The following is a 19,975-nucleotide window of genomic DNA, read 5'->3' on the forward strand; positions in this document are numbered from 1 at the left end:
TTAAACTTACGACTCTTTAACTTGGTGACTAATCGCACTGCGCTCGAATGTAAGCTTAGTTACATCATTGACGCGAAGTACAACGGTGTCGTCTGTCAACTCTAAGATCGTACCATGCAAACCGCCGATTGTTACAATCTTATCGCCCTTTTGCAAAGCATTCAGCATGTTATTGCGTGTACTCTGTTTTTTCTTTTGCGGACGAATCAGCAAGAAATAAAATACCGCAAACATAATAATAAGAGGCACTACAAAGGATAGCAATTGGCCAGATGTCGATGGCGCTGCTGCACCTTCTGCAAGTTGAAACATGTTCTTATCCTCCTTCCATTTATCTCCTAATTAATTTAAAATCCTTTGTCATTGCCAAACAGACCATACTGTTCGAAGAATTCGTCCCTGAAATCCAGCAGTCTATCGTCCATAATCGCCTGCCGCACTTTCTTCATCAGATTAAGCAGAAAATGCAGATTGTGATATGTAGTTAACCGCAATCCAAATGTCTCATCACTCTTAATCAAGTGACGCAGATAAGCCCTGGAATAGTTCCGGCATGTATAGCAGTCACATTCAGGATCCAATGGTCCAAAATCTCTGGCGTACTGGGCATTGCGAACAACCAGTCTTCCCTGGCTCGTCATTGTTGTTCCGTTGCGGGCAATCCGAGTCGGCAGTACACAGTCGAACATATCGACACCACGTATTGCTCCCTCGATCAATGCATCCGGAGACCCAACACCCATCAGGTACCGAGGCTTGTCTGCTGGCAAGAGTGGAACTGTGTAATCCAAAACCTCATACATGAGATGCTTAGGCTCGCCTACACTCAGTCCACCAATAGCATACCCCGGGAAATCGAGCGAAGTCAAATCCCGCGCGCTCTGCTTGCGTAGGTCTTCATACATGCCCCCTTGCACAATCGCGAACAGTCCTTGATCGTGCGGTCGAGCATGGCTCTTCAGGCAACGCTCTGCCCATCTCGTCGTCCGTTCCATCGACTTCTTCACATAGTCATAATCTGCAGGATAAGGTGCGCATTCATCGAATGCCATCATAATATCCGAGCCAAGGGCGTTTTGAATTTCCATAGCAACTTCAGGCGATAAGAACAGCTTGTCACCATTCAGATGGGAGCGGAAATGAACGCCTTCCTCGGAAATCTTCCGCATCTCGCTTAGAGAGAATACTTGGAATCCGCCGCTATCGGTCAGAATCGCCCGATCCCAGTTCATGAATTTATGAAGTCCGCCAGCTTCGCGGACAATCTCATGACCCGGACGTAGGAACAGATGGTAAGTGTTGCTGAGAATAATCTTCGCTTCCATCTCCTTCAGTTCTTCCGGACTCATTGTCTTGACCGTAGCCAAGGTGCCTACTGGCATGAAGATCGGAGTCTCGAAGCTTCCGTGCGGAGTATGCACGATCCCGAGCCTTGCTCCGGATTGTTTACAAGTTTTGATATGTTCATAAGTAATTGCAGCTGTCACGTTGTTCCCTCATTCCGTAGACCTAATAAATAAACATCGCATCGCCAAAGCTGAAGAAACGGTATTTCTGCTCAATCGCTTCCCGATAAGCATTTAATATATTCTCCCGCCCAGCTAACGCACTAACTAACATCACCAGCGTAGACTTCGGCAGATGGAAGTTAGTAATCAAAGCATCGACCAGCCTGTACGTATACCCGGGATAAATGAAAATTCCCGTCCAGCCGCTACTCTTCACGATTGGACCATCACCGCACTTCTGCGCCACAGTCTCCAGTGTCCGCGCTGATGTCGTGCCAACAGCAACGACTCTCCCGCCCCGCTGCTTAGTAGCATTCAAGAGATCAGCCGTCTCCTGCGGCAGGACATAATATTCCTCATGCATCACATGATCCTCTATGCGGTCAACGGATACCGGACGAAATGTGCCGAGCCCGACATGCAACGTTACAAAAGCGATGTCAACCCCTTTATTGCGAATCTGCTCCAGCAGTTCCTCCGTGAAATGCAATCCCGCCGTCGGCGCCGCCGCAGACCCCTCGTGCTTGGAATAGACCGTCTGATAACGCTCCTGATCATCTAATCTTTCCTTAATATAAGGAGGCAGCGGCATCTGTCCCAACCGATCGAGAATTTCATTGAAAATTCCTTGGTAAGAGAAGCGCAGCACTCTGCCACCCATCTCTCCTTCTGATTCAATAACCGCCTTCAGCTCATCACTGAAGACGATGACTGATCCCGTCTTAAGCTTCTTGCCAGGTTTCACTAATGCTTCCCAGCTGTCATTTCCCAAATTCTTGAGCAGCAGTACTTCCGCCTTAGCTCCTGTATCTTCTTTGACACCGAAGAGGCGAGCCGGAAGCACTCTTGTATCATTCAGTACAAGAGTATCCCCTGGCTGTAAATACTGGGTAATCTCCGAGAAATGATGATGCCTGGTGCTTCCACTGCGCTTATCCAGCGTTAGCAAGCGCGAAGCGCTCCGATCCGACAAAGGGGTCTGAGCGATCAGCTCTTCCGGAAGCTCAAAGTCGTACATATTTATATCCATATCTTGTTCATTCCTTAACGATAGTTACATTTTGGTAGTAGTGTTGCAAAATCTTTTGGTAATCATACCCGGCATCCGCCATTCCCTTGGCTCCCCACTGGGATAGTCCAAGGCCATGCCCGTTGCCGCGTCCTACAAAGAGGAACTGATTGGATTGGTCAACCACACGAGCAACCCCGTCTCCATCCATAACGACCATATTACCGCCGCTCCAGGTTTTCTGACCGGAAGCCGTTAGAACAGATGTGCCAGAAGCTGCTGTACCGCTTGTAGTCGCTCCTGAAGCACCCAGTACAGTATACCTTCCCGTTGCCTTAATATCAAACAGGGTGCTTGGCAAGCTACCTAACGCGGAACGGAAGGCATCTGGGTACTTCACATCAAGATTCTGCCCGTTCGCTTTGATCTGCGTGACCCGACCCGAAGGTCCTCTCTGTGTAACCTCCATATTATAGATCGACGACGGAGCCGGCGTAGAGGTCTTGCCGCTTAGAGACTTCACTAATTGATCCGATGTAAATGGACCGCGAATCCATGCATAAGTGCTAGATTCATCGACTTTATCAAGTACGATAGCCTCATCACCAGGGTTCAGCTTAGCTACAGGATCGACATCGGATTGAATCTGTGGCAGAGGCCGAACTGCTACGGAATTAGTCGTTACACTTAGCTTCTTCAAGCCAGCAGCTGTAGTTCCGCCAATCAATTCTGTATTATCCTCACGTACGTATCCCGTCTTACCGTTAGACAGCAAAACATAGTACCACGACTTTAGCGCGGCCTGTGCCGCCTTGTCCCATTCACTGTTTACGCTCGAGAATGTCGGATTCACACTGCCCCATACCTCGGAAGAATCAGCCGACACGCCGCCGCTGTTGGACGAGAATATGGCTTCGACAATTTTACCATTGGACTTGATAACTTCACCTGCAGTGCTATTAACTGCCTCGATGATGCTGTCCTTCTCGTTATCCACACCGTTATATACTTGACTCAGAGTCGTATCGATGAGCCCGGCGACCTTGAACCGATTCGTCGAGGCTGAATAGAGGGCATAGCTGCGCGCAGCAACGGCTTGTGCCTTCAAGGATTCCTGTGGCCAAGATGCTGGAACTTCCCCGGAAACTACCGAATACAAATATTTCTCGAGTGGAAGTTCATTGACAAGGGCGAGTTGACCGTTAAGCTGGCTAATCTCAAAACTCCCTCGATAATTGCGCCCCGATCTTTCGACGACCTGGGTTGCAAGCATATCATCTCCATTAACAATCAACTTGCTATCCGTCCCTCTCAGCTCGTAGTGATCCACTGGGGACGGCGAATTGAGATTAAGCGTTACGTCCTGTTGCACGATCACTCCTGGCTCGGAATCGTCAACCTGGGACCAGGAAGCCTGCGGTAATGAACCACGCACTGCTGACAATTCAGACTCGCTCGCTGCTCCACCAGCCCATACCGTATATTGCTGCTGCCCAATCAAGACGAGATAGGCATCCACACCAGCAGCAGACACAGATTTTCTTAGAGCTTCCGCTTCTGACTTGCTGCCAAGGACCCCTGCGGAATAATAATAGCCGCCTTTGACAGAAGGAGCTTGTCCGCTAATAACTCCAGACAAACTGCCGGATACTCGACTTACCGCTTTCTTAGCTTCTGCCGCGCTCGCATAAGGCCCAGTATAAATTTGATAGACTGTGCCTCCCGACTGCTCTACAGCGTAAGCCACAGGACGGTCTGCCGTACCCTGCAGCTTTTTAACAGCTGCGGCAATCGATTTCCAGTCGGAGCTCTCCGCCGCTTTAATTCTATTGCTTCCTGCGCTGAAACGCACAGTTTGGCCGGAATCCAGGGTAAGCAATGAATTATTGCCGCCAAAGGAAGTCTGAAGCACCAAATCCATCGCGGATCCTGGTTTTAAGGTCACTGCCGGTACTGTTAATTTATAGGTACTGCCAAGATCAAGGAACATCGCTACGCGTACGCGATCCCCCGACCAATCATCGGCAGATACGGGTGCAGATACAGGAAGCTGTAGAGCCCCTGCCAGCAAAACTCCCGCTAATATCCCCCTTCCCCATTTTAACAGCTTGAATGTTGTCTTCTTCTCCTTCACTTGTTCGCTCCTCCTTCGTGTTGTCTTTTTATTGTAATGTCAATAATTGCTTCAAACGAATAGTTGCAAATATACACTTATAACCTAAAAGCCTGCATGAAATGAAGAAATAGCTGCACAGGTGCAACTATTTCCTGACTAAAGCCTCGATCGTCAGAAAATCGATCCAAATAGTTGTATAAATGCAGTTATCTTCCCTGTTTAGGGTACAAAGGCTACTTTTAGGTGCAAATAAGCACTTATTATCTGTATTCGGCCCTCAAGGGAGGGGAGCCGGGCTTTAGCCCCTGTCTTCTGGATAAGGGATTCCCAAGTGATTGTAAGCAGCAGCTGTTACAATTCTGCCACGCGGTGTCCGCTGTAAATAACCGATTTGCAGCAGATAAGGCTCATAGACATCCTCGATCGTCTGGCTCTCTTCGCCGATTGTTGCTGCGATCGTATCTAGTCCAACGGGACCACCCCGGAAGCCGGTGATCATCGCATTGAGCATTTTGTGGTCGATCATATCCAAGCCCTTCGGATCCACCTGCAGCATTTGCAGCGCTTCTCCGGCAACTGCCTCCGTAATCATTCCATCACCGCGAACCTGGGCATAGTCGCGCACTCGCTTCAGCAGGCGATTGGCAATTCTTGGCGTCCCACGCGAACGTAGAGCAATCTCATCAGCTGCATCGCCAACAATCTGTATACCGAAAATATCCGCACCACGAGATACGATATAGCTCAGTTCTTCCATCGTATAGAACTCGAGCCGACTGACGATGCCGAACCGATCCCTGAGTGGTGCAGACAACAGTCCAGCCCGGGTCGTAGCCCCCACTAATGTAAAAGGCGGCAAGTCAAGGCGTACGGAACGTGCACTTGGTCCCTTGCCGATCATAATATCCAGCGCCGAGTCCTCCATCGCCGGATACAGGACCTCTTCGACAGTCCGATGCAGACGATGAATCTCGTCAATGAACAGGACATCGCCCTCTTGTAGATTGGTCAGCAAAGCCGCCAAATCTCCAGGTCGCTCAATCGCTGGCCCTGAGGTCGTACGCAGATTTACGCCAAGCTCATTGGCAATAATGTTGGCTAGTGTCGTCTTCCCGAGTCCTGGCGGACCATACAACAGCACATGATCCAACGCCTCTTTGCGCATTTTAGCCGCTTCAATATATATCTTCAAGTTCTCCTTGATCTGATTCTGTCCAATATATTCAGACAAGTAGCGGGGCCGAAGGCTCAGCTCCTCCACTTGATCCTCCATCATTAAATTCGCGGAAATGATTCGATCCTCCACCGCTCTCCCACTCTCCTTCTATCCCTCTCGCCTGTTAGAGGTTGTTCAACATGTACTTCTAACCTGCATACAACAGCTTGAGGGCCTTCTTCATTAACGAGTCAACCTCTTCATCTGGCTTCAATTGATCTTTCAACTTCGCCCACACACGATCAAGCTCTGCATCCGTATAGCCCAATGCCTTCAGAGCTTCTCTAGCCTCCGGCCAGCCTGGTGTAACATTGACGTCATCCAGTTCTGACACATCCGCCGAGATCGGATTGAACAGAGTCGCACCACCCAGACCTTCGAGCTTATCCTTAAGATCCAGAATCATTCGCTGCGCCGTCTTCTTACCAATTCCTGGCAGCTTAGTCAGGAAAGCGATGTTCTCATTATGAATCGCTGCAATCACTCCATCCGGATTACCGCCGCTAAGAATACCGAGCGCTACGCGCGGACCAATTCCCGATACCTCGATCAGCTTGCGGAACAGCCGCTGCTCCTCCCGAGTCGGAAATCCGAACAACAACTGGGCATCCTCCCTGACATGATGGTGAATGTACACCGTAATCGCATCCTGCCCTTTGGCTGGGAATACGTACGGATTCGGACAGAACACGCGGTAGCCCACACCCTGTACATCAAGTACAATATATTCCGTCTCTACATAAGCAACTTGGCCTCGCAAAAAATCGATCATGACCTCAATACCTCATTTAACTTGGAATTTAAAGTGTATGAATGCGCGTGGCAAATAGCAATCGCCAATGCGTCAGCCACATCATCCGGCTTCGGAATCGCCTTCAGCTTCAGGAACATCCGGGTCATCTCCTGCACCTGGCGCTTCTCCGCCTTCCCGTATCCGACGATGGCCTGCTTGACCTGCATCGGCGTATATTCGGCTACTGGCAGTCCCTTCTGGACCGCTGCAAGCACAAGCACACCTCTCGCCTGTGCAACTGTCATCGCCGTCGTTACGTTGCGGTTGAAGAACAGCTTCTCGAGTGCAACCGCATCAGGTTTATATTTCTCGATCAACTGGACCATTCCTTCATATACATAGAGCAGCCGGTCTTCCTCCGGCGTATGGGCCTTCGTCTCAATGCATCCATACTGAACCGGTGTACATTTGCTGCCTTCTTTATCGATAAATCCGAACCCGACAATCGCAATTCCCGGGTCTATCCCCAATATTCGCAAATACAATCTCTCCCTAATATCCACTTTTGATAAGAAAACCTCCAACGAGGCCATTCAGTGATGAGCGATCGCGACTCAAAGGTTGGTTTTCTTGCGATATAGAATTTCATCAGCATAGCTGATAACTTATAAATTCTATATCTAACACGAAGCAACTCAAGGAAGTGGATTCGACATCGAATCAATTCAGCCGGGCCTTCCAGTGCTCACGTACAAACTACGTACGCTCCGCTCCTCATGCCCTAGCTTCATCCAACCTTCTCGGTGCTGAAAACTGGACCTTTTGAACTCAGGTTTCAAGCCTTTATATCAAGAATTCTTCCAGTAACCTTCTAATTTCCGCTTCCCCGAGCCGGGAAGAACGCATGTCCGATAAGCGAACATATGTATTCACTTCATTATAACAAAAGATTTCCACCCTTGCGGAAAAAGTTTGAGGGAATAACAAAAGGAGCTATCCCAAGTAGATATCACTACTTATGGAATAACTCCCGGTCTGGCCTTGTTCTTATTTATGCTGTTTTAGTGCTTCCTGCGATACTTCCACCGCGAAATCACTGAAGGTTGACAGCACACTGTTATATTCATCGACATCCTGAACCCGGATTCCTTGTTGCAATTGTCTCACTACATCTTCAGGCAGCACACTCTCCATCGTCTCTACATCCAATTGGAAAAAAGTACGCAGTACTTTCTCTTCCTTGGGCGGTCCTTCGAATAAGCTCAAATTCCCATCTTTATCGATGCCCATATACCCTGATCGCTGACATTCCTCGGATAGTCCGACGATATGTTCCTCCAGCCAGACTTCGCCGAGCGCATCCACCCGTCCTGTCCATTCTGGATGCTCCTTGGCTAACACTTCAATTTCCTTCGCATCCATTATCCCGAGTACAGAGCGTTCCTCACCACAGGTATATATTTTATTTAAATGGACGATACGAGCTCGCTTCCGATCCTGAAGTCCCTTCACCCAATCAGCGGATGGCGGTCCAGCCTGATCCTCGGCATAGCTGCGCAGCTTGCCTAATGTCTCAAGCGCGAGCGGCTCACCGGTCATCAGCTTCTCAAGCTGACCAGACAGCTGCAATCCCATCCATGCCATTGCCGCAACCACAGCGCAGGCACTAAAGGTCCAAATCGCACGTCTCCACCTTTTCCAGCGTCTTCTCCATTGCTTTTTTGTACGGAATATATTCACGATGATCCCCTTCTATCGACCTTTTTGAACATGCACTAATATTGTGACCGATAGAATCAGGAAATATACGGCGTTACCACTCTGTACACTCTTCAGCAAACACAAAAAAACAGCCATTCGCAAATGACTGTTCTTGATCGGGACGACACGATTTGAACATGCGACCCCCTGGTCCCAAACCAGGTGCTCTACCAAGCTGAGCTACGTCCCGAAGTAAAAAACCTGACAAAGAAGATAATAGCACATCTAACTTGGTATAGCAAGAAAAAGTAGATTTAAAAAGAGAAAGGGGAATAATCACTCATTATGCCCCTGACATAGCCACCCAATGTCCCTGAGATACCTCTACTAATCTGGAATGCTCGAGCTGATACTTGTCCGCCTCGGTATAATCGTAGAGGGCCGATCTCGTCTTTTTCGCCTCGATCTTCGGATCAGGTACGGGGATTGCTTTAAATAACGACTTGGTATATTCATGCTGCGGATTGGCATAGAGCTCCTCGCTCTCGGCGAGTTCCACGATCTTGCCCATATACATCACAGCTACTCGATCACTGATATGCTTCACCATAGAGAGATCATGCGCAATGAACAGATAGGTTAGTCCAAGCCGCTGCTGCAGCTCTTCCAACAGCTTGACGACCTGTGACTGAATCGATACATCAAGCGCAGAGAGCGGCTCATCACAGACGATGAACTTCGGTTCGACCGCAAGCGCACGGGCTATTCCAATCCTCTGTCTCTGCCCTCCCGAGAACTCGTGAGGATATCGCATGGCGAAGGATGGATCCAGTCCTACCATATCAAGCAGTTCCTCAACTCGCTTCTTCCGTTCCTCCTTGCCGCCGACAAGACGATGGACATCAAGCGCTTCCCCGATAATATCAAGCACCTTGAAGCGAGGATTCAGCGAGGCATATGGGTCCTGGAAGATCATCTGCATGTATCGACGCATCGTCTTCATCTCTGCTGAAGTTAGACGGTTCACCGCCATCCCCTGATATAATACTTCTCCCCCTGTTGGCTGATGAAGGCGAAGAATTGCCCGACCGGTCGTCGATTTGCCACTGCCTGACTCACCGACAAGACCCAGCGTCTCTCCCTCGCGGATATGGAAGCTGATATCATCGACGGCCTTCAATATGTTGCCTTTGCCCAAATCAAAATGCTGTCTTAACGATCTAACCTCAAGCAGAGAACTTGCACTATCCGAGTTCGTTATGATAAGAGGTGATGGCTTCGCCTTCTTCTTCTCGTTCAGCCTTGGCAACGCATTTAATAGCTTCAACGTATACGGATGAGAGGGCTTTTCGAAGATTTCCTCGGTCGTACCGCTCTCTACAATTGCCCCTTCCTTCATAACGACGACACGATCGCACATCCCGGCGACCACCCCAAGGTCGTGTGTAATTAAAATGATCGAGGTACCGAATTTCTCTTGGATATTCTTCATTAGACTCAAAATTTGCGCCTGAATCGTCACATCAAGTGCCGTCGTCGGTTCATCGGCAATCAGCAGAGCAGGACGGCATGCCAGGGCAATCGCGATCATAACCCGCTGACGCATCCCACCGGAGAATTCATGCGGATATTGATTATACCTGACTTCACTATTGCGGATCCCTACCAGCTTGAGCATTTCCAGAGCCTGCTGCTTCGCTTCCTTCTTCGATAGTTGCTGATGCTTGATCAGACTCTCTGAGATCTGTTTTCCGATTTTGATGGTCGGATTTAAGGATGTCATCGGGTCTTGAAAGATCATGCCGATATCACGACCACGAATGCTTTCCATCTCTTTTTCCGAATAATCGGCCAGGTTTTTACCTAGAAAAGTAATCTCTCCTGCTTTCATATATGAAGGCGGCGAAGGCAGTAAACGCATAATCGAACGAGCCGTTACGCTCTTCCCGCTGCCGGATTCCCCTACAATCCCCAGGGTCTCTCCCTTTCTAACCTCGAAGCTTACCCCGCGGACCGCTTCAACTTCTTGTTCACGTGTCTGAAAGGAAACCGTTAAATCCTTCACTTGTAGTATAGTTTCCACATTAATCACACCTGTCTAGTATGTATTATCGTTAAATCTATCATTTCGAGTGTTGACATAAAAAACAACCTACCATAATATATACTATATCCATCGGAATAATGCAAATTGTTACATCAGGAGGGGAACTGTTGTGGAAGTTGCTAGAGCGACCAAAGAGCAAACTAGAGAATCGCATTTTATCCATTACATAAGTAACACCTATGCCAAAATGCTGCGGAATCCTTCCTATAAATATTTTTTACTAATCCTGGGAGCACCCGTTAATCTCGCTGTTCTACTATTTCACTTATCTCGCCGAAAGAATGACGTCTATCACACTCTACTTGACGAGACTCATCACGAATTACTTGAATCCGGCTATATGGGGCAACTATTAGAAGAGACGCGAGAGCAGCTACTGAGAAAACAGCAATTCTTCAAACAGAACGTAAGCGCGGAGCAGACGGAGCGCGAGGCCCATAAAATAGCCAAGGCCAGATTTCAGGAGGAGCTGACCGAGAGCACGAATCGCAAGCTACTACTTAACGGACAACAGAGATTAAGCTATGCCGAGACTTTTGCCTCGTGTATTCAGAACCGGGTCTTTCTGCTCCTCTCATTCATTCCTGGGATTCTTATGTATCTGCTGATCTTTCTCTATAGCAGCCCTTATGTGAAATATGTGTTTGAGAGATTGCTTATGAGTCTGCTCGTCATTATGGGTGTATCGGTGCTCGTCTTTACAATTCTTCATTTGTCACCGATGAATCCGGCAGCGAATATTCTCGGCGAGACGGCTACGGAAGAACAGATCGCTAACTTTAATAGAATCTATGGACTTGACCAGTCCTATCTATCCCAGCTATGGAACAACATCAAGGGAATCGCCACCTTCGATCTGGGCAAATCGTTCTCCGGCAATGAACAGGTGACAGCGACAATCGCCAGGAAGTTTCCAATTACCTTTACGCTGACGATGATCTCCCTGCTAATATCCATGATCATCGCCATACCCGTGGGGATTATATCAGCGATGAAGCGCAATTCCTTCTGGGATTATACGTTTATGTTTATTGCCCTGATCGGCTTGTCTATTCCAAGCTTCTGGCAGGGACTCATCTTCATATTGAATTTCTCGATCAAGCTTCACTGGCTGCCGGCCACGTATAATCCGCAGAACTGGCTGTCGATCATCATGCCGACGATCGTGCTAGGAACTGGGCTTACTGCATCAGTTGCCAGAATGACCCGTTCTTCCACCCTGGAAGTCATCAATGAGGATTACATTATTACAGCCAAAGCTAAAGGGCTCAGCAAACGTCAAGTGCTCTGGAGACATGCGGTCCGCAATGCGATGATCCCGATCATTACCGTCATCGGCTTGCAATTCGGCGGTATGCTGGGCGGATCGGCGGTCACCGAGAAAGTATTTAATATTAGCGGGATCGGCAGCTATATCGTAGATAAGCAATTTATTCCTGATATCCCGAGCATTATGGGCGGGGTTGTCTATACCGCAATCACGATATCGCTGATCAACGTCATTATCGATATTCTGTATGCCTTTTTCGATCCAAGAATCCGAACCAGGATGAAACAATATTAAAGCAGGTGTAGATATGATCAAGACGAACTTGAAAACTTCCGAGGAATACAGCAAAGCGATCTTCGCTCTGGTGGTCTCCCTTGCCTTATCCGTACTGCTGCTGCTGAACAGCTACAATTTCTCAGCACAGACAGTTAAGCCATATGTTTTTGCCGCTTTTGTTGCGTATGCGCTGTTCACTATCATTCAGACGGCCATTACCCTGCTGATCAGGAGAGATATTCTCCTATACGGAGAGATTAGAAGCTTCACGCGTGCACTCGGCTATGTACAGTTGGCTAGTATTGTGACAGGGAATCTATTCACGGTCACTTCGGCTTTTTATCTCGTTAAGAAGCAGAGGACCCCGGAATATGCCCTGGCTGTATATACATTACTTACAGGTATCTTTGTCATTGCGGTATCGGCGCTCAATCTGTTCAAGCCGTATGTATCAGATACATTCCTGCCGGCGATGTTCATTCTAGTAATCGTAAGTCTATTTCATCTCATCGCATTGCTGCTTGTGGCGAAGTATGTACGTGGTCACCAACCCATCGCCTCGTGGATGTCAGTCGTTGCTTGTCTACTAATCCTGACCGCCACTACTGGCAATCTATTTGCTCTACTGCTCGGCATCAATCTGCTGCTGAAGATCCGCAACCAAGGAAATCCCGCCTCGGCAAAGTGGGAGGATATCTGGGAGAAAATCACGAGAAATACGGCGGCGATGATCGGCTTGTTCTTTATCATTTTCCTGTTCTCGATATCGATCTGTAGCCTATTCACCTTCGATTACGCGATGGCAACCGAGAATAACTACAGCGCTATATTGCAGCATCCGAGTCTTGCTTATCCGCTTGGTACGGACAATTTCGGCAGATGTCTATTCTCGCGCATCATATTCGGTGCACGTACTTCCCTGATTGTTGGACTGATCTCTACAGCGATCCCTCTCGTTATCGGCGGTATCCTTGGAGCGGTATCCGGCTATTATGGACGGCGCACCGACAATATCATTATGCGGCTGCTTGATATTCTATATGCGATTCCTGGGGTTCTGCTAGCGATTGCGATTATAGCCGCCTTCGGCGCCAACACCATTAACCTGATCCTGGCGCTAAGCATTGGCTCCATTCCTACTTACGCCAGGACGATGCGGGCCAATGTACTGCTAGTCTCTACCTTCGAATATGTAGATGCTGCCCGAGCTTTCGGATCCAAAGATACTGCGATCATCTTCAAGCATATCGTTCCGAACTCGCTCGCACCCATGATTGTTAAAGCGACTTTAACGATCGGTGCAGCGGTGATCTCTACAAGCAGTCTCAGCTTCCTCGGCCTCGGCGTAGAGCCGCATATCCCGGAATGGGGAAATATTCTGAAGTTGGGCAGCACTTACTTGGAGACAAATTCTTACTTGGCTATTTATCCTGGGCTGGCCATCATCGCTCTCGTTCTATCTTTTAACTTTCTTGGAGACGGGCTTCGCGATGCATTGGATCCTAAATTAAGCTAGCTTCATATCTTTACCTGGCATTAGTTTTTACCATTTGCGGTTGGCCTTCATTTTCATCAGCTATGCGGAGGCTCGCCTCTCATTTGTCGTATGAGAATGAATCAATATATATAACAACAATTCAGGAGGGAACTATTCATGAAAAAATCTTCTTTGCTTGCACTACTGCTTACGTTTGTGCTGGTGGCGAGCGGTTGCTCCGTGAAAACCAAGACAGATGTAGCAAGTAACCCAGATAACTCTGGAACAACACCTGCCCCGAACAATACCTCGGTGGATATTGAAGTGCTTAGCATGAGTTCAAATGAATCAGATATTAATATTATTCGCGACCAATTAACAAAGAATGGCTTCAATGTGAAGCTGAACATTCAACCAGACTACGGCAGCTTCAAGGCACAGGAGGACGCGGGTAACTTCGATATCGCCCTGTCCAGCTGGACAACCGTTACCGGGAATCCCGATTATGCCGTTAGATCGCTGTTCAAGACCGGTGGCGACTACAGCATTATCTCTAATCCTGAGCTGGACAAGCTAATCGATGAAGCTGCTGCCCAGACGCCGGATCAATACACAGAGACCTACAAGCAATTGGAACAGCATCTCGTATTTGACAAAGCTTATATTGCTCCGCTCTATATTTCCCTGAAGAGCCAGGCAGTGAACAAGGATGTGCTGAACCCGGATACTGTCCGACTCTCGAAATCCCGTTCCCTGGCTTGGGAGACCATTGATTTCAACGATATATCCAAACGGGACAAGGAGCCGCTTATTCTGACGCAATCTGCTTCAGTCCTGACATCCCTGGACCCGATCAAAGGCAATGACGGATCGATTAACCAGCTTAACACAAATATGTATGTACGCCTGATTAATCTGACGGATGATGACAAAATTACTTCTGACGGCTCTCTATCCTATAATCACAGCATCGCAGAAGGCAATACGGAATATTACTTCATCCTTAGAGACGACATTAACTTTGCCAAAATCGATAACAAAAAGGCTGTCGACACCGGTGAGCGCGTAGGTGCGGATGACGTCATCTTCTCCCTCGACCGGGCCAAGGACAAAAATTCGGTACCAGATCACCGTACATACAGCCTGCATGAGCATATTAAAACCGTTGAGACCGTTACTGACCTGGCCGCTCTGGACAATGTGAAGCAATCTTCGGGCAGCGGCACAATCAAGGAAGCGCTGGAAGCTGGACTCGATACGAAGATCAAAGAACTCGTAGCTGACAAGAACCAAGCCGACAACAAAGCAGGTAAATACCAGGTTGTGAAGCTGACAACGACTGAGCCTTTCCCGCAAGTGCTGAATTACTTGGCACACCAGTCTGCCGGGATTGTCTCCAAGAAGCAAGTGGAGAGCATCAATACTTATGATGTAGCCAAGTTCGATGTTAATAAGGATATTCCTTACGGGGATCAGAACACAGTTACGGAAGGAAGCAAATACAACAATACTCTGTATGCCAGCGGACCTTATATTTTGTCTTCCAAAAATGACTATGAAGGAATCTTCTACAAGAATCCTGGCTATCGCAAAGGTACAGAATCCGAACCAAAGATCTCAACTGTAAAAGTCCGCTTTATCGCCGATACCGATAGCGCTTTGTCCGCACTGCGCAGCGGTGAGATCCAACTCTTCTACGGTGTACCGGAGACGAAATATGATACGATAGAGAGCGACAGCAAGCTGAAGCTGCAAAGTATTGAGAGCAACGCTGTATCCTATCTGCTGTTCAATACGAGCAATCGTGATGTAGCCAAGAGCGATGATCTGAGAAAAGCCGTGCTCTACTCGATCAATCAAGATGAGTTCCTGCAATTCTATAACAACAAGAAGATCAAGGCGGTCTCGACTGTTAGTCCGATCGTCAAGACCGGCAATGAGCTGACGGCTGATCCGGCCAAGGTAAAGGAATACCTGGATAAATATAATGCGGCAAAATAAACAGCTAACCCTATAGCTTCACAGCCAAGCAAGAAAAGAACCCTCGAATCCAGGCCATGACCATCATGGCAGATTCAAGGGTTCCTTATTTTAAGAGGTTGTTCAAAGAGTCCGCTTTTGATCACGAAGTGAGTCAAGAAGCAAATTCGACATCGAATCTTGAATTCAGCCGGGCCTTCCGGTGCTCACGTACAAACTACGTACGCTCCGCTCCTCAGGCCCTAGCTTCATTCAACCTTCTCGGTGCTGAAAACCGGCCTTTTTGAACACGCACTTTAATTATAAAATTTCAAATAACGGTGCCTCAGAAATAAAATGAACAGGTATATCAGGCAGCTTCGTCTGGAGCGATTCAGCTAAATATTTCATCCCCGGTGCCTCACTCGCCGCATGTCCTAGGATCACAAGTGCCCTCGGCTTGTTTTGAGAGATTGAATCCTTAACATATTCCGGCGTTTCCCATTCTGGTCCCTCGCCATATAGGATTAAATCGAGATTTTCGCGCTCAAATAGAGGAATCACCGGATTTCCCCCGCCTCTATAGCCAACCAAAACTCCGATTCTCTCGCACGACATCGTGCGATCTCCGACGACACGCACTTGTCCCAAGCCTAGCTTGTTCTTAACATGAGCTGCTATTTCCGCAACCGTCAGCCCCGGCAGTCTGATCATCGCAGCAAATGAACGATATCCATCCAGTTCATCTAACCAGTCCAATTCCCGTACCAAGCCGTAGGTTATTCCATCGGGCTGGGAGCGGTGTACCCCATCATGATTGCGATAGATGGCAACTCCACTCTGCTCGATCATACTTTTCTTCTCACGTACTACGTCTGTTCTTGCAATCTGTTCCCCCGGCTGAAAATGATTATAAAATAAACCTTCATGGGTAATCAGTAAATTGACTTCGAGGGACTTCGCCCTTTCAATGACATGCTGGCTGGCAATGAAAGCTGTGGCAATCCCCTTCACCGCTGTATCCGGGTCCCCATACTCGAGCCTGTCGACACCGTTCTCCGGCGAGCCTCCATCAGAGTCTGCCAACAGCTCTAATACCTCACGTATGCTTATACTCAATGGAATCGATACCCCCTGCTTCGTCTCACCTATATATGGTGAACTAATCATTGTATCTTTTCCTCCAACCTATCATGCTCGCAGACAAATAACCATAGCCACTTCTATCGGAAGTTTATCCAAATTACGCTTTGCCAGCGAGTTTACAGTTTGCTTCGTCTTCTAAATTCATTTGGTGTTAGTCCAGTTATCCGTTTGAACACTTCGGAGAAGCTGGCATGCCTCTGATACCCTACATCGCAGGCAATTTCTCCAACTCCCTTCGCTGAATCCAGCAGCATTCGCTTCGCTCTGTCCGTACGGATTATCTGTACATACTCGGTAATCGTTAATCCATAAGCCCGTTTGAAATAGCTGGTTAATTTACTTGAGCTCATACAAGCGAGTCTTGTGAGATGCGCCAACGGGATCTGTTCAGCATAATACCGTTCAACATGGGTCTTTACCCTGGCCAAGGCCTCCAAATCCTTACCGGGGATTTCATGAGCAGCATGGACCATAAGCTCATTCGTTCCCCACTGCATCACCAGTGAAATAATCTCCAGAACCTTGCCTTCATAATACATTCGCGCAAAATGATCTGTCGGCTTAGAAGCGCGAATTTGCTTTAATATCTGTTCCACCTCCGGGATGGTTCCCGTTCCGTCGAGCCTTGTGCAGATCGTAGGTAAAGCCTGGAAATCCTCTGAATATTTTGTCGGCAGAATCTCTTGGTAGAACTCTGGAAGCAAATTTATGCTAACGCCCCGAATAGGCATATTCTTCTGAAAAGTCTCTCTATGTATACTCTCATTACCCATGCAGGCGATCAGATTCTCTGTCCGTGAAGCCTTCCTGCTGCAAATCAGATGGGCCAACGGTGATTCATAATACCCTAGACTTAAGGATGCTGGGTGCTCGCATAGAAAGGATATGTCACGATAAAATACAAGGTCGCATACGGCGATCGCGTGCCAGCGATCTATGGGATATATCCAGTAGTACCCTCTTCCTTCTGTCGGGGCAAGGCAATAGCAATAACCGCTGCGTTTGAAGTTATGCTCCTTCTCCACAGGCATCAGCCCGATCCCGGACAAATAGGGCAGAAACAGCTTATCCAATATGTTCCCCAAGGCTCATCCTCCCTGTAATTACTGCTGGAAGCCTAAGCTTTTCCTCTAAAAACCATAGTTGCTCTCCACTCATTGACGCTGTAAAACCCGAATTATATGATAATGATTATCAATATCATTTAGTTGATTTTATATTACATTCTTTAATAAATCAATGTTCCGGGAGGGTTCACCTTGAATGAGGAAAGTACATTAGAGAAGGCTGATCAAACGAAGCTCATATTAAATGAGAAGCTATACAAAGTCATGATTAGATTATCCTGGCCAGCTATCATCGCTATGGTCTTATATGGCTTAAATGCCGTCATTTCAGCCTTTTTTGTTGGTAGATATGTTGGCGAGAACGCATTAGCCGGCGTCTCGGTAGCCTATCCGCTAAGCCAGATCAGTGCAGGATTAGGCTCTCTTATCGGGGTCGGAGCAGGATCCGTATTAAGCATTGCTATCGGTCGTCAGGACAAGAGCACCCAGAAGCGACTGCTTGGAAATGTTAATTGCCTCGCTCTAATTGTCACAGGCATCTATATGATCCTTGGTCTGGTCTTCTCTACACAATTCATCAAAATGATGGGTGGAGAAGGCGAAGCATTATTTTTCGGCGATCAGTATTTTCGAATCACAGTCCTCTGCTCATTCTTCTGGATCTATGGCCTGGCCGCTAACATGATCATACGGGCAGAAGGCAAGATGAAATCCGCGGCTTTGCTGATGGCGATCGGCCTGGTAGCTGACGTTGCGTTTCATTATATTCTTGTCGTTCTTCTTAATCTGGGGGTAGAGGGTGCAGCATGGGCCACCAACATCGGCATGATTGTATATACGCTGTTGGGCTGGATTTATTTTAAGGGCGGATTCTCTTCCTTTAAGACGAGCACGTTCGCCTTTTATTGGAATGGTTCTATTCTTAAATCGATCACAAATCTGGGAATGTCCTCGCTGATCATGAACATTATGAATTTAGTGCAGGCCGTCATCGTATTCAACGCTCTTGCCAAATACGGTACAACGCTCGATATCGCTTTCTACGGGGTCGTATTCCGTATATTCACTTTCCTGCTCACGCCAATCTTCGGTCTAATGCGCGCACTTCAGCCTGTTATCGGAATAAACTATGGCGCTAGACAGTATGACCGGGTCATTAGCTCGTATAAAGTCTTCACATTCGCCTCAATGTTGTTAACCTTGCCATTCTGGATCCTTTCAATGGTCGCTCCGCAGTTCATTCTGGGAATGATGCTGCCCGATCAAGCTTTCACAGGGGCCCAATTCTTGCATTTCCGAATTTATATGGCCATTTTGCCCCTCTTATCTTCGATCTTCATGGCAATGACCTTCTTCCCTTCTATTAATAAGGGAAGACCGGCCGTGCTCATCGGGATTGCCAGACAACTGGTGTTCTATGTTCCAGTAATGCTGCTGCTCCCCAGAGTATTAGGCGTATCCGGTATTTATTACGGCTCGCTTGGCATTGATACAATCATCGTACTATGGACCGTGATTATGGTCAGACAGGAATTCATAGCTCTGAGAGCAGCAAAAGCTGAGGACTCCGAAGCAGCAGGACAGCTCAGTTGTACTTAACACTGAGCTGTCTGACGCTCTCGGCCTCCTCAGCCACTGTAACTAGGCTGACTTCACAGCCTAATGGATATTCAGGTTCATCCTGTCTTCTGCTTTTACAATAAAGAGTTCAACAGGTCCACATTCAATCCCGATGTGTTCGGGAGCACAATATCGGCGCCAGCTGCCTTCAATGCTTCGGCTTCACCGATGCCGACCGCCTTCATTCCGGCTGCTTTGATGGCTTCAACTCCGGCTGTTGCGTCCTCGATACCTACGCAATGCTCCGGGTTGGCTCCAACCTCCTCGGCGCCGCGCAGGAACAGATCTGGCGCTGGTTTGCCGCGCTTCACAGAATCCGGATGAACGACATAGCGGAACAGATTGTCGATCTCCAGCGAACGCAATATTTGCGGCGCATTCTTGCTTGCCGAAGCGATGACGGCCGGAATGCCTTGGGCATTCAAATCAGTCAGCAATGATACGATACCAGGATAAGTGTCGGCTGGAGTAAGATTAACCAGCAATGAGACATAATGTTCATTCTTTTGCCGAGCCAGCTCCGCCTTCTCTTCCTCTGTATAATCGTTCTCCTTTCCACCCAGTCGCAAGATTCGCTCCAGTGATTCACCGCGGCTAATTCCCTTCAGCGTCTCGTTAAAGTCACGGTCGAACGGAATTCCGATCGATTCGCCCAGCTGCTTCCAAGCTACATAATGGTATTCCGCAGTATCGGTAATGACACCATCAAGATCGAAAATAACTGCTTCCAGCTTCATGCTCTCACTCCAACTCCTCTTGTTTATTTACAA

16 protein-coding genes and 1 tRNA gene are annotated in these 19,975 nt (G+C 48.0%); 4 read left to right on the plus strand and 13 right to left on the minus strand.

Going from position 1 to position 19,975, the window contains the following annotated elements:
• Positions 1-6 precede the first annotated feature (6 nt).
• The 10 genes from yajC to EI981_RS22605 all read right to left on the minus strand — a co-directional run bounded on the left by yajC (position 7) and on the right by EI981_RS22605 (position 10,366).
• Positions 7-312 (minus strand): preprotein translocase subunit YajC, encoded by a 306-nt coding sequence (gene yajC, locus EI981_RS22560; RefSeq protein WP_127002096.1) that lies wholly within the window; start codon positions 310-312, stop codon positions 7-9.
• A 35-nt stretch (positions 313-347) separates the two neighbouring features.
• Positions 348-1,487 (minus strand): tRNA guanosine(34) transglycosylase Tgt, encoded by a 1,140-nt coding sequence (gene tgt, locus EI981_RS22565; RefSeq protein ID WP_127002098.1) that lies wholly within the window; start codon positions 1,485-1,487, stop codon positions 348-350.
• Between the two features lie 22 nt (positions 1,488-1,509).
• Positions 1,510-2,538 (minus strand): tRNA preQ1(34) S-adenosylmethionine ribosyltransferase-isomerase QueA, encoded by a 1,029-nt coding sequence (queA, locus tag EI981_RS22570; protein ID WP_127002100.1) that lies wholly within the window; start codon positions 2,536-2,538, stop codon positions 1,510-1,512.
• A gap of 7 nt (positions 2,539-2,545) precedes the next feature.
• On the minus strand, positions 2,546-4,651 hold the full coding sequence (locus EI981_RS22575; protein WP_227011542.1) for a SpoIID/LytB domain-containing protein: 2,106 nt from the start codon (positions 4,649-4,651) through the stop codon (positions 2,546-2,548).
• A gap of 280 nt (positions 4,652-4,931) precedes the next feature.
• Positions 4,932-5,939: a Holliday junction branch migration DNA helicase RuvB gene (ruvB, locus tag EI981_RS22580; RefSeq protein ID WP_127002102.1), complete on the minus strand. Its 1,008-nt coding sequence runs from the start codon at positions 5,937-5,939 to the stop codon at positions 4,932-4,934.
• A gap of 58 nt (positions 5,940-5,997) precedes the next feature.
• A complete protein-coding gene (gene ruvA, locus EI981_RS22585; RefSeq protein ID WP_127002104.1) occupies positions 5,998-6,621 on the minus strand; it encodes a Holliday junction branch migration protein RuvA in 624 nt (207 codons plus the stop codon).
• Entirely contained in the window at positions 6,618-7,121 is a 504-nt protein-coding gene (gene ruvC, locus EI981_RS22590; protein WP_127004907.1) for a crossover junction endodeoxyribonuclease RuvC, read from the minus strand. The genes ruvA and ruvC overlap by 4 nt, the downstream gene beginning before the upstream one ends.
• A 508-nt stretch (positions 7,122-7,629) precedes the next feature.
• Entirely contained in the window at positions 7,630-8,322 is a 693-nt protein-coding gene (locus EI981_RS22595) for a BofC C-terminal domain-containing protein (RefSeq protein ID WP_127002106.1), read from the minus strand.
• A gap of 137 nt (positions 8,323-8,459) precedes the next feature.
• A tRNA-Pro gene (locus EI981_RS22600) sits at positions 8,460-8,533 on the minus strand.
• Between the two features lie 93 nt (positions 8,534-8,626).
• Positions 8,627-10,366 (minus strand): ABC transporter ATP-binding protein, encoded by a 1,740-nt coding sequence (locus EI981_RS22605; protein WP_127002108.1) that lies wholly within the window; start codon positions 10,364-10,366, stop codon positions 8,627-8,629.
• 211 nt (positions 10,367-10,577) lie between these two features.
• Between EI981_RS22605 and EI981_RS22610 the strand changes: the two genes are divergently transcribed.
• The 3 genes from EI981_RS22610 (at position 10,578) to EI981_RS22620 (ending at position 15,414) form a co-directional block, all read left to right on the plus strand.
• Positions 10,578-11,954 carry an ABC transporter permease gene (locus EI981_RS22610; RefSeq protein WP_127004909.1) on the plus strand — a complete coding sequence of 459 codons (1,377 nt, stop codon included), beginning with the start codon at positions 10,578-10,580 and terminating at the stop codon, positions 11,952-11,954.
• A gap of 13 nt (positions 11,955-11,967) precedes the next feature.
• Complete coding sequence (locus tag EI981_RS22615; RefSeq protein WP_127002110.1) at positions 11,968-13,452, plus strand: ABC transporter permease; 1,485 nt, start codon at positions 11,968-11,970, stop codon at positions 13,450-13,452.
• Positions 13,453-13,590: 138 nt separating this feature from the next.
• Positions 13,591-15,414: an ABC transporter substrate-binding protein gene (locus EI981_RS22620; RefSeq protein ID WP_127002112.1), complete on the plus strand. Its 1,824-nt coding sequence runs from the start codon at positions 13,591-13,593 to the stop codon at positions 15,412-15,414.
• Positions 15,415-15,693: 279 nt separating this feature from the next.
• Here the strand turns inward: EI981_RS22620 and EI981_RS22625 are convergent, their stop codons facing one another.
• Positions 15,694-16,542 (minus strand): Nif3-like dinuclear metal center hexameric protein, encoded by an 849-nt coding sequence (locus EI981_RS22625; protein ID WP_227011544.1) that lies wholly within the window; start codon positions 16,540-16,542, stop codon positions 15,694-15,696.
• 92 nt (positions 16,543-16,634) lie between these two features.
• Positions 16,635-17,603, minus strand: coding sequence for a helix-turn-helix domain-containing protein (locus EI981_RS22630; protein WP_127002114.1), 969 nt, complete (start codon positions 17,601-17,603; stop codon positions 16,635-16,637).
• Positions 17,604-17,777: 174 nt separating this feature from the next.
• Here EI981_RS22630 and EI981_RS22635 point away from each other — a divergent pair, with 174 nt between their 5' ends.
• Positions 17,778-19,184 carry an MATE family efflux transporter gene (locus tag EI981_RS22635; protein ID WP_227011545.1) on the plus strand — a complete coding sequence of 469 codons (1,407 nt, stop codon included), beginning with the start codon at positions 17,778-17,780 and terminating at the stop codon, positions 19,182-19,184.
• A gap of 95 nt (positions 19,185-19,279) precedes the next feature.
• On the opposite strand, the gene pgmB is transcribed toward EI981_RS22635, so the two are convergent.
• A complete protein-coding gene (gene pgmB / locus EI981_RS22640; protein ID WP_127002116.1) occupies positions 19,280-19,942 on the minus strand; it encodes a beta-phosphoglucomutase in 663 nt (220 codons plus the stop codon).
• Positions 19,943-19,975: the final 33 nt, after the last annotated feature.

It is taken from the genome of Paenibacillus lutimineralis (assembly GCF_003991425.1).
GTDB lineage: Bacteria > Bacillota > Bacilli > Paenibacillales > Paenibacillaceae > Fontibacillus > Fontibacillus lutimineralis.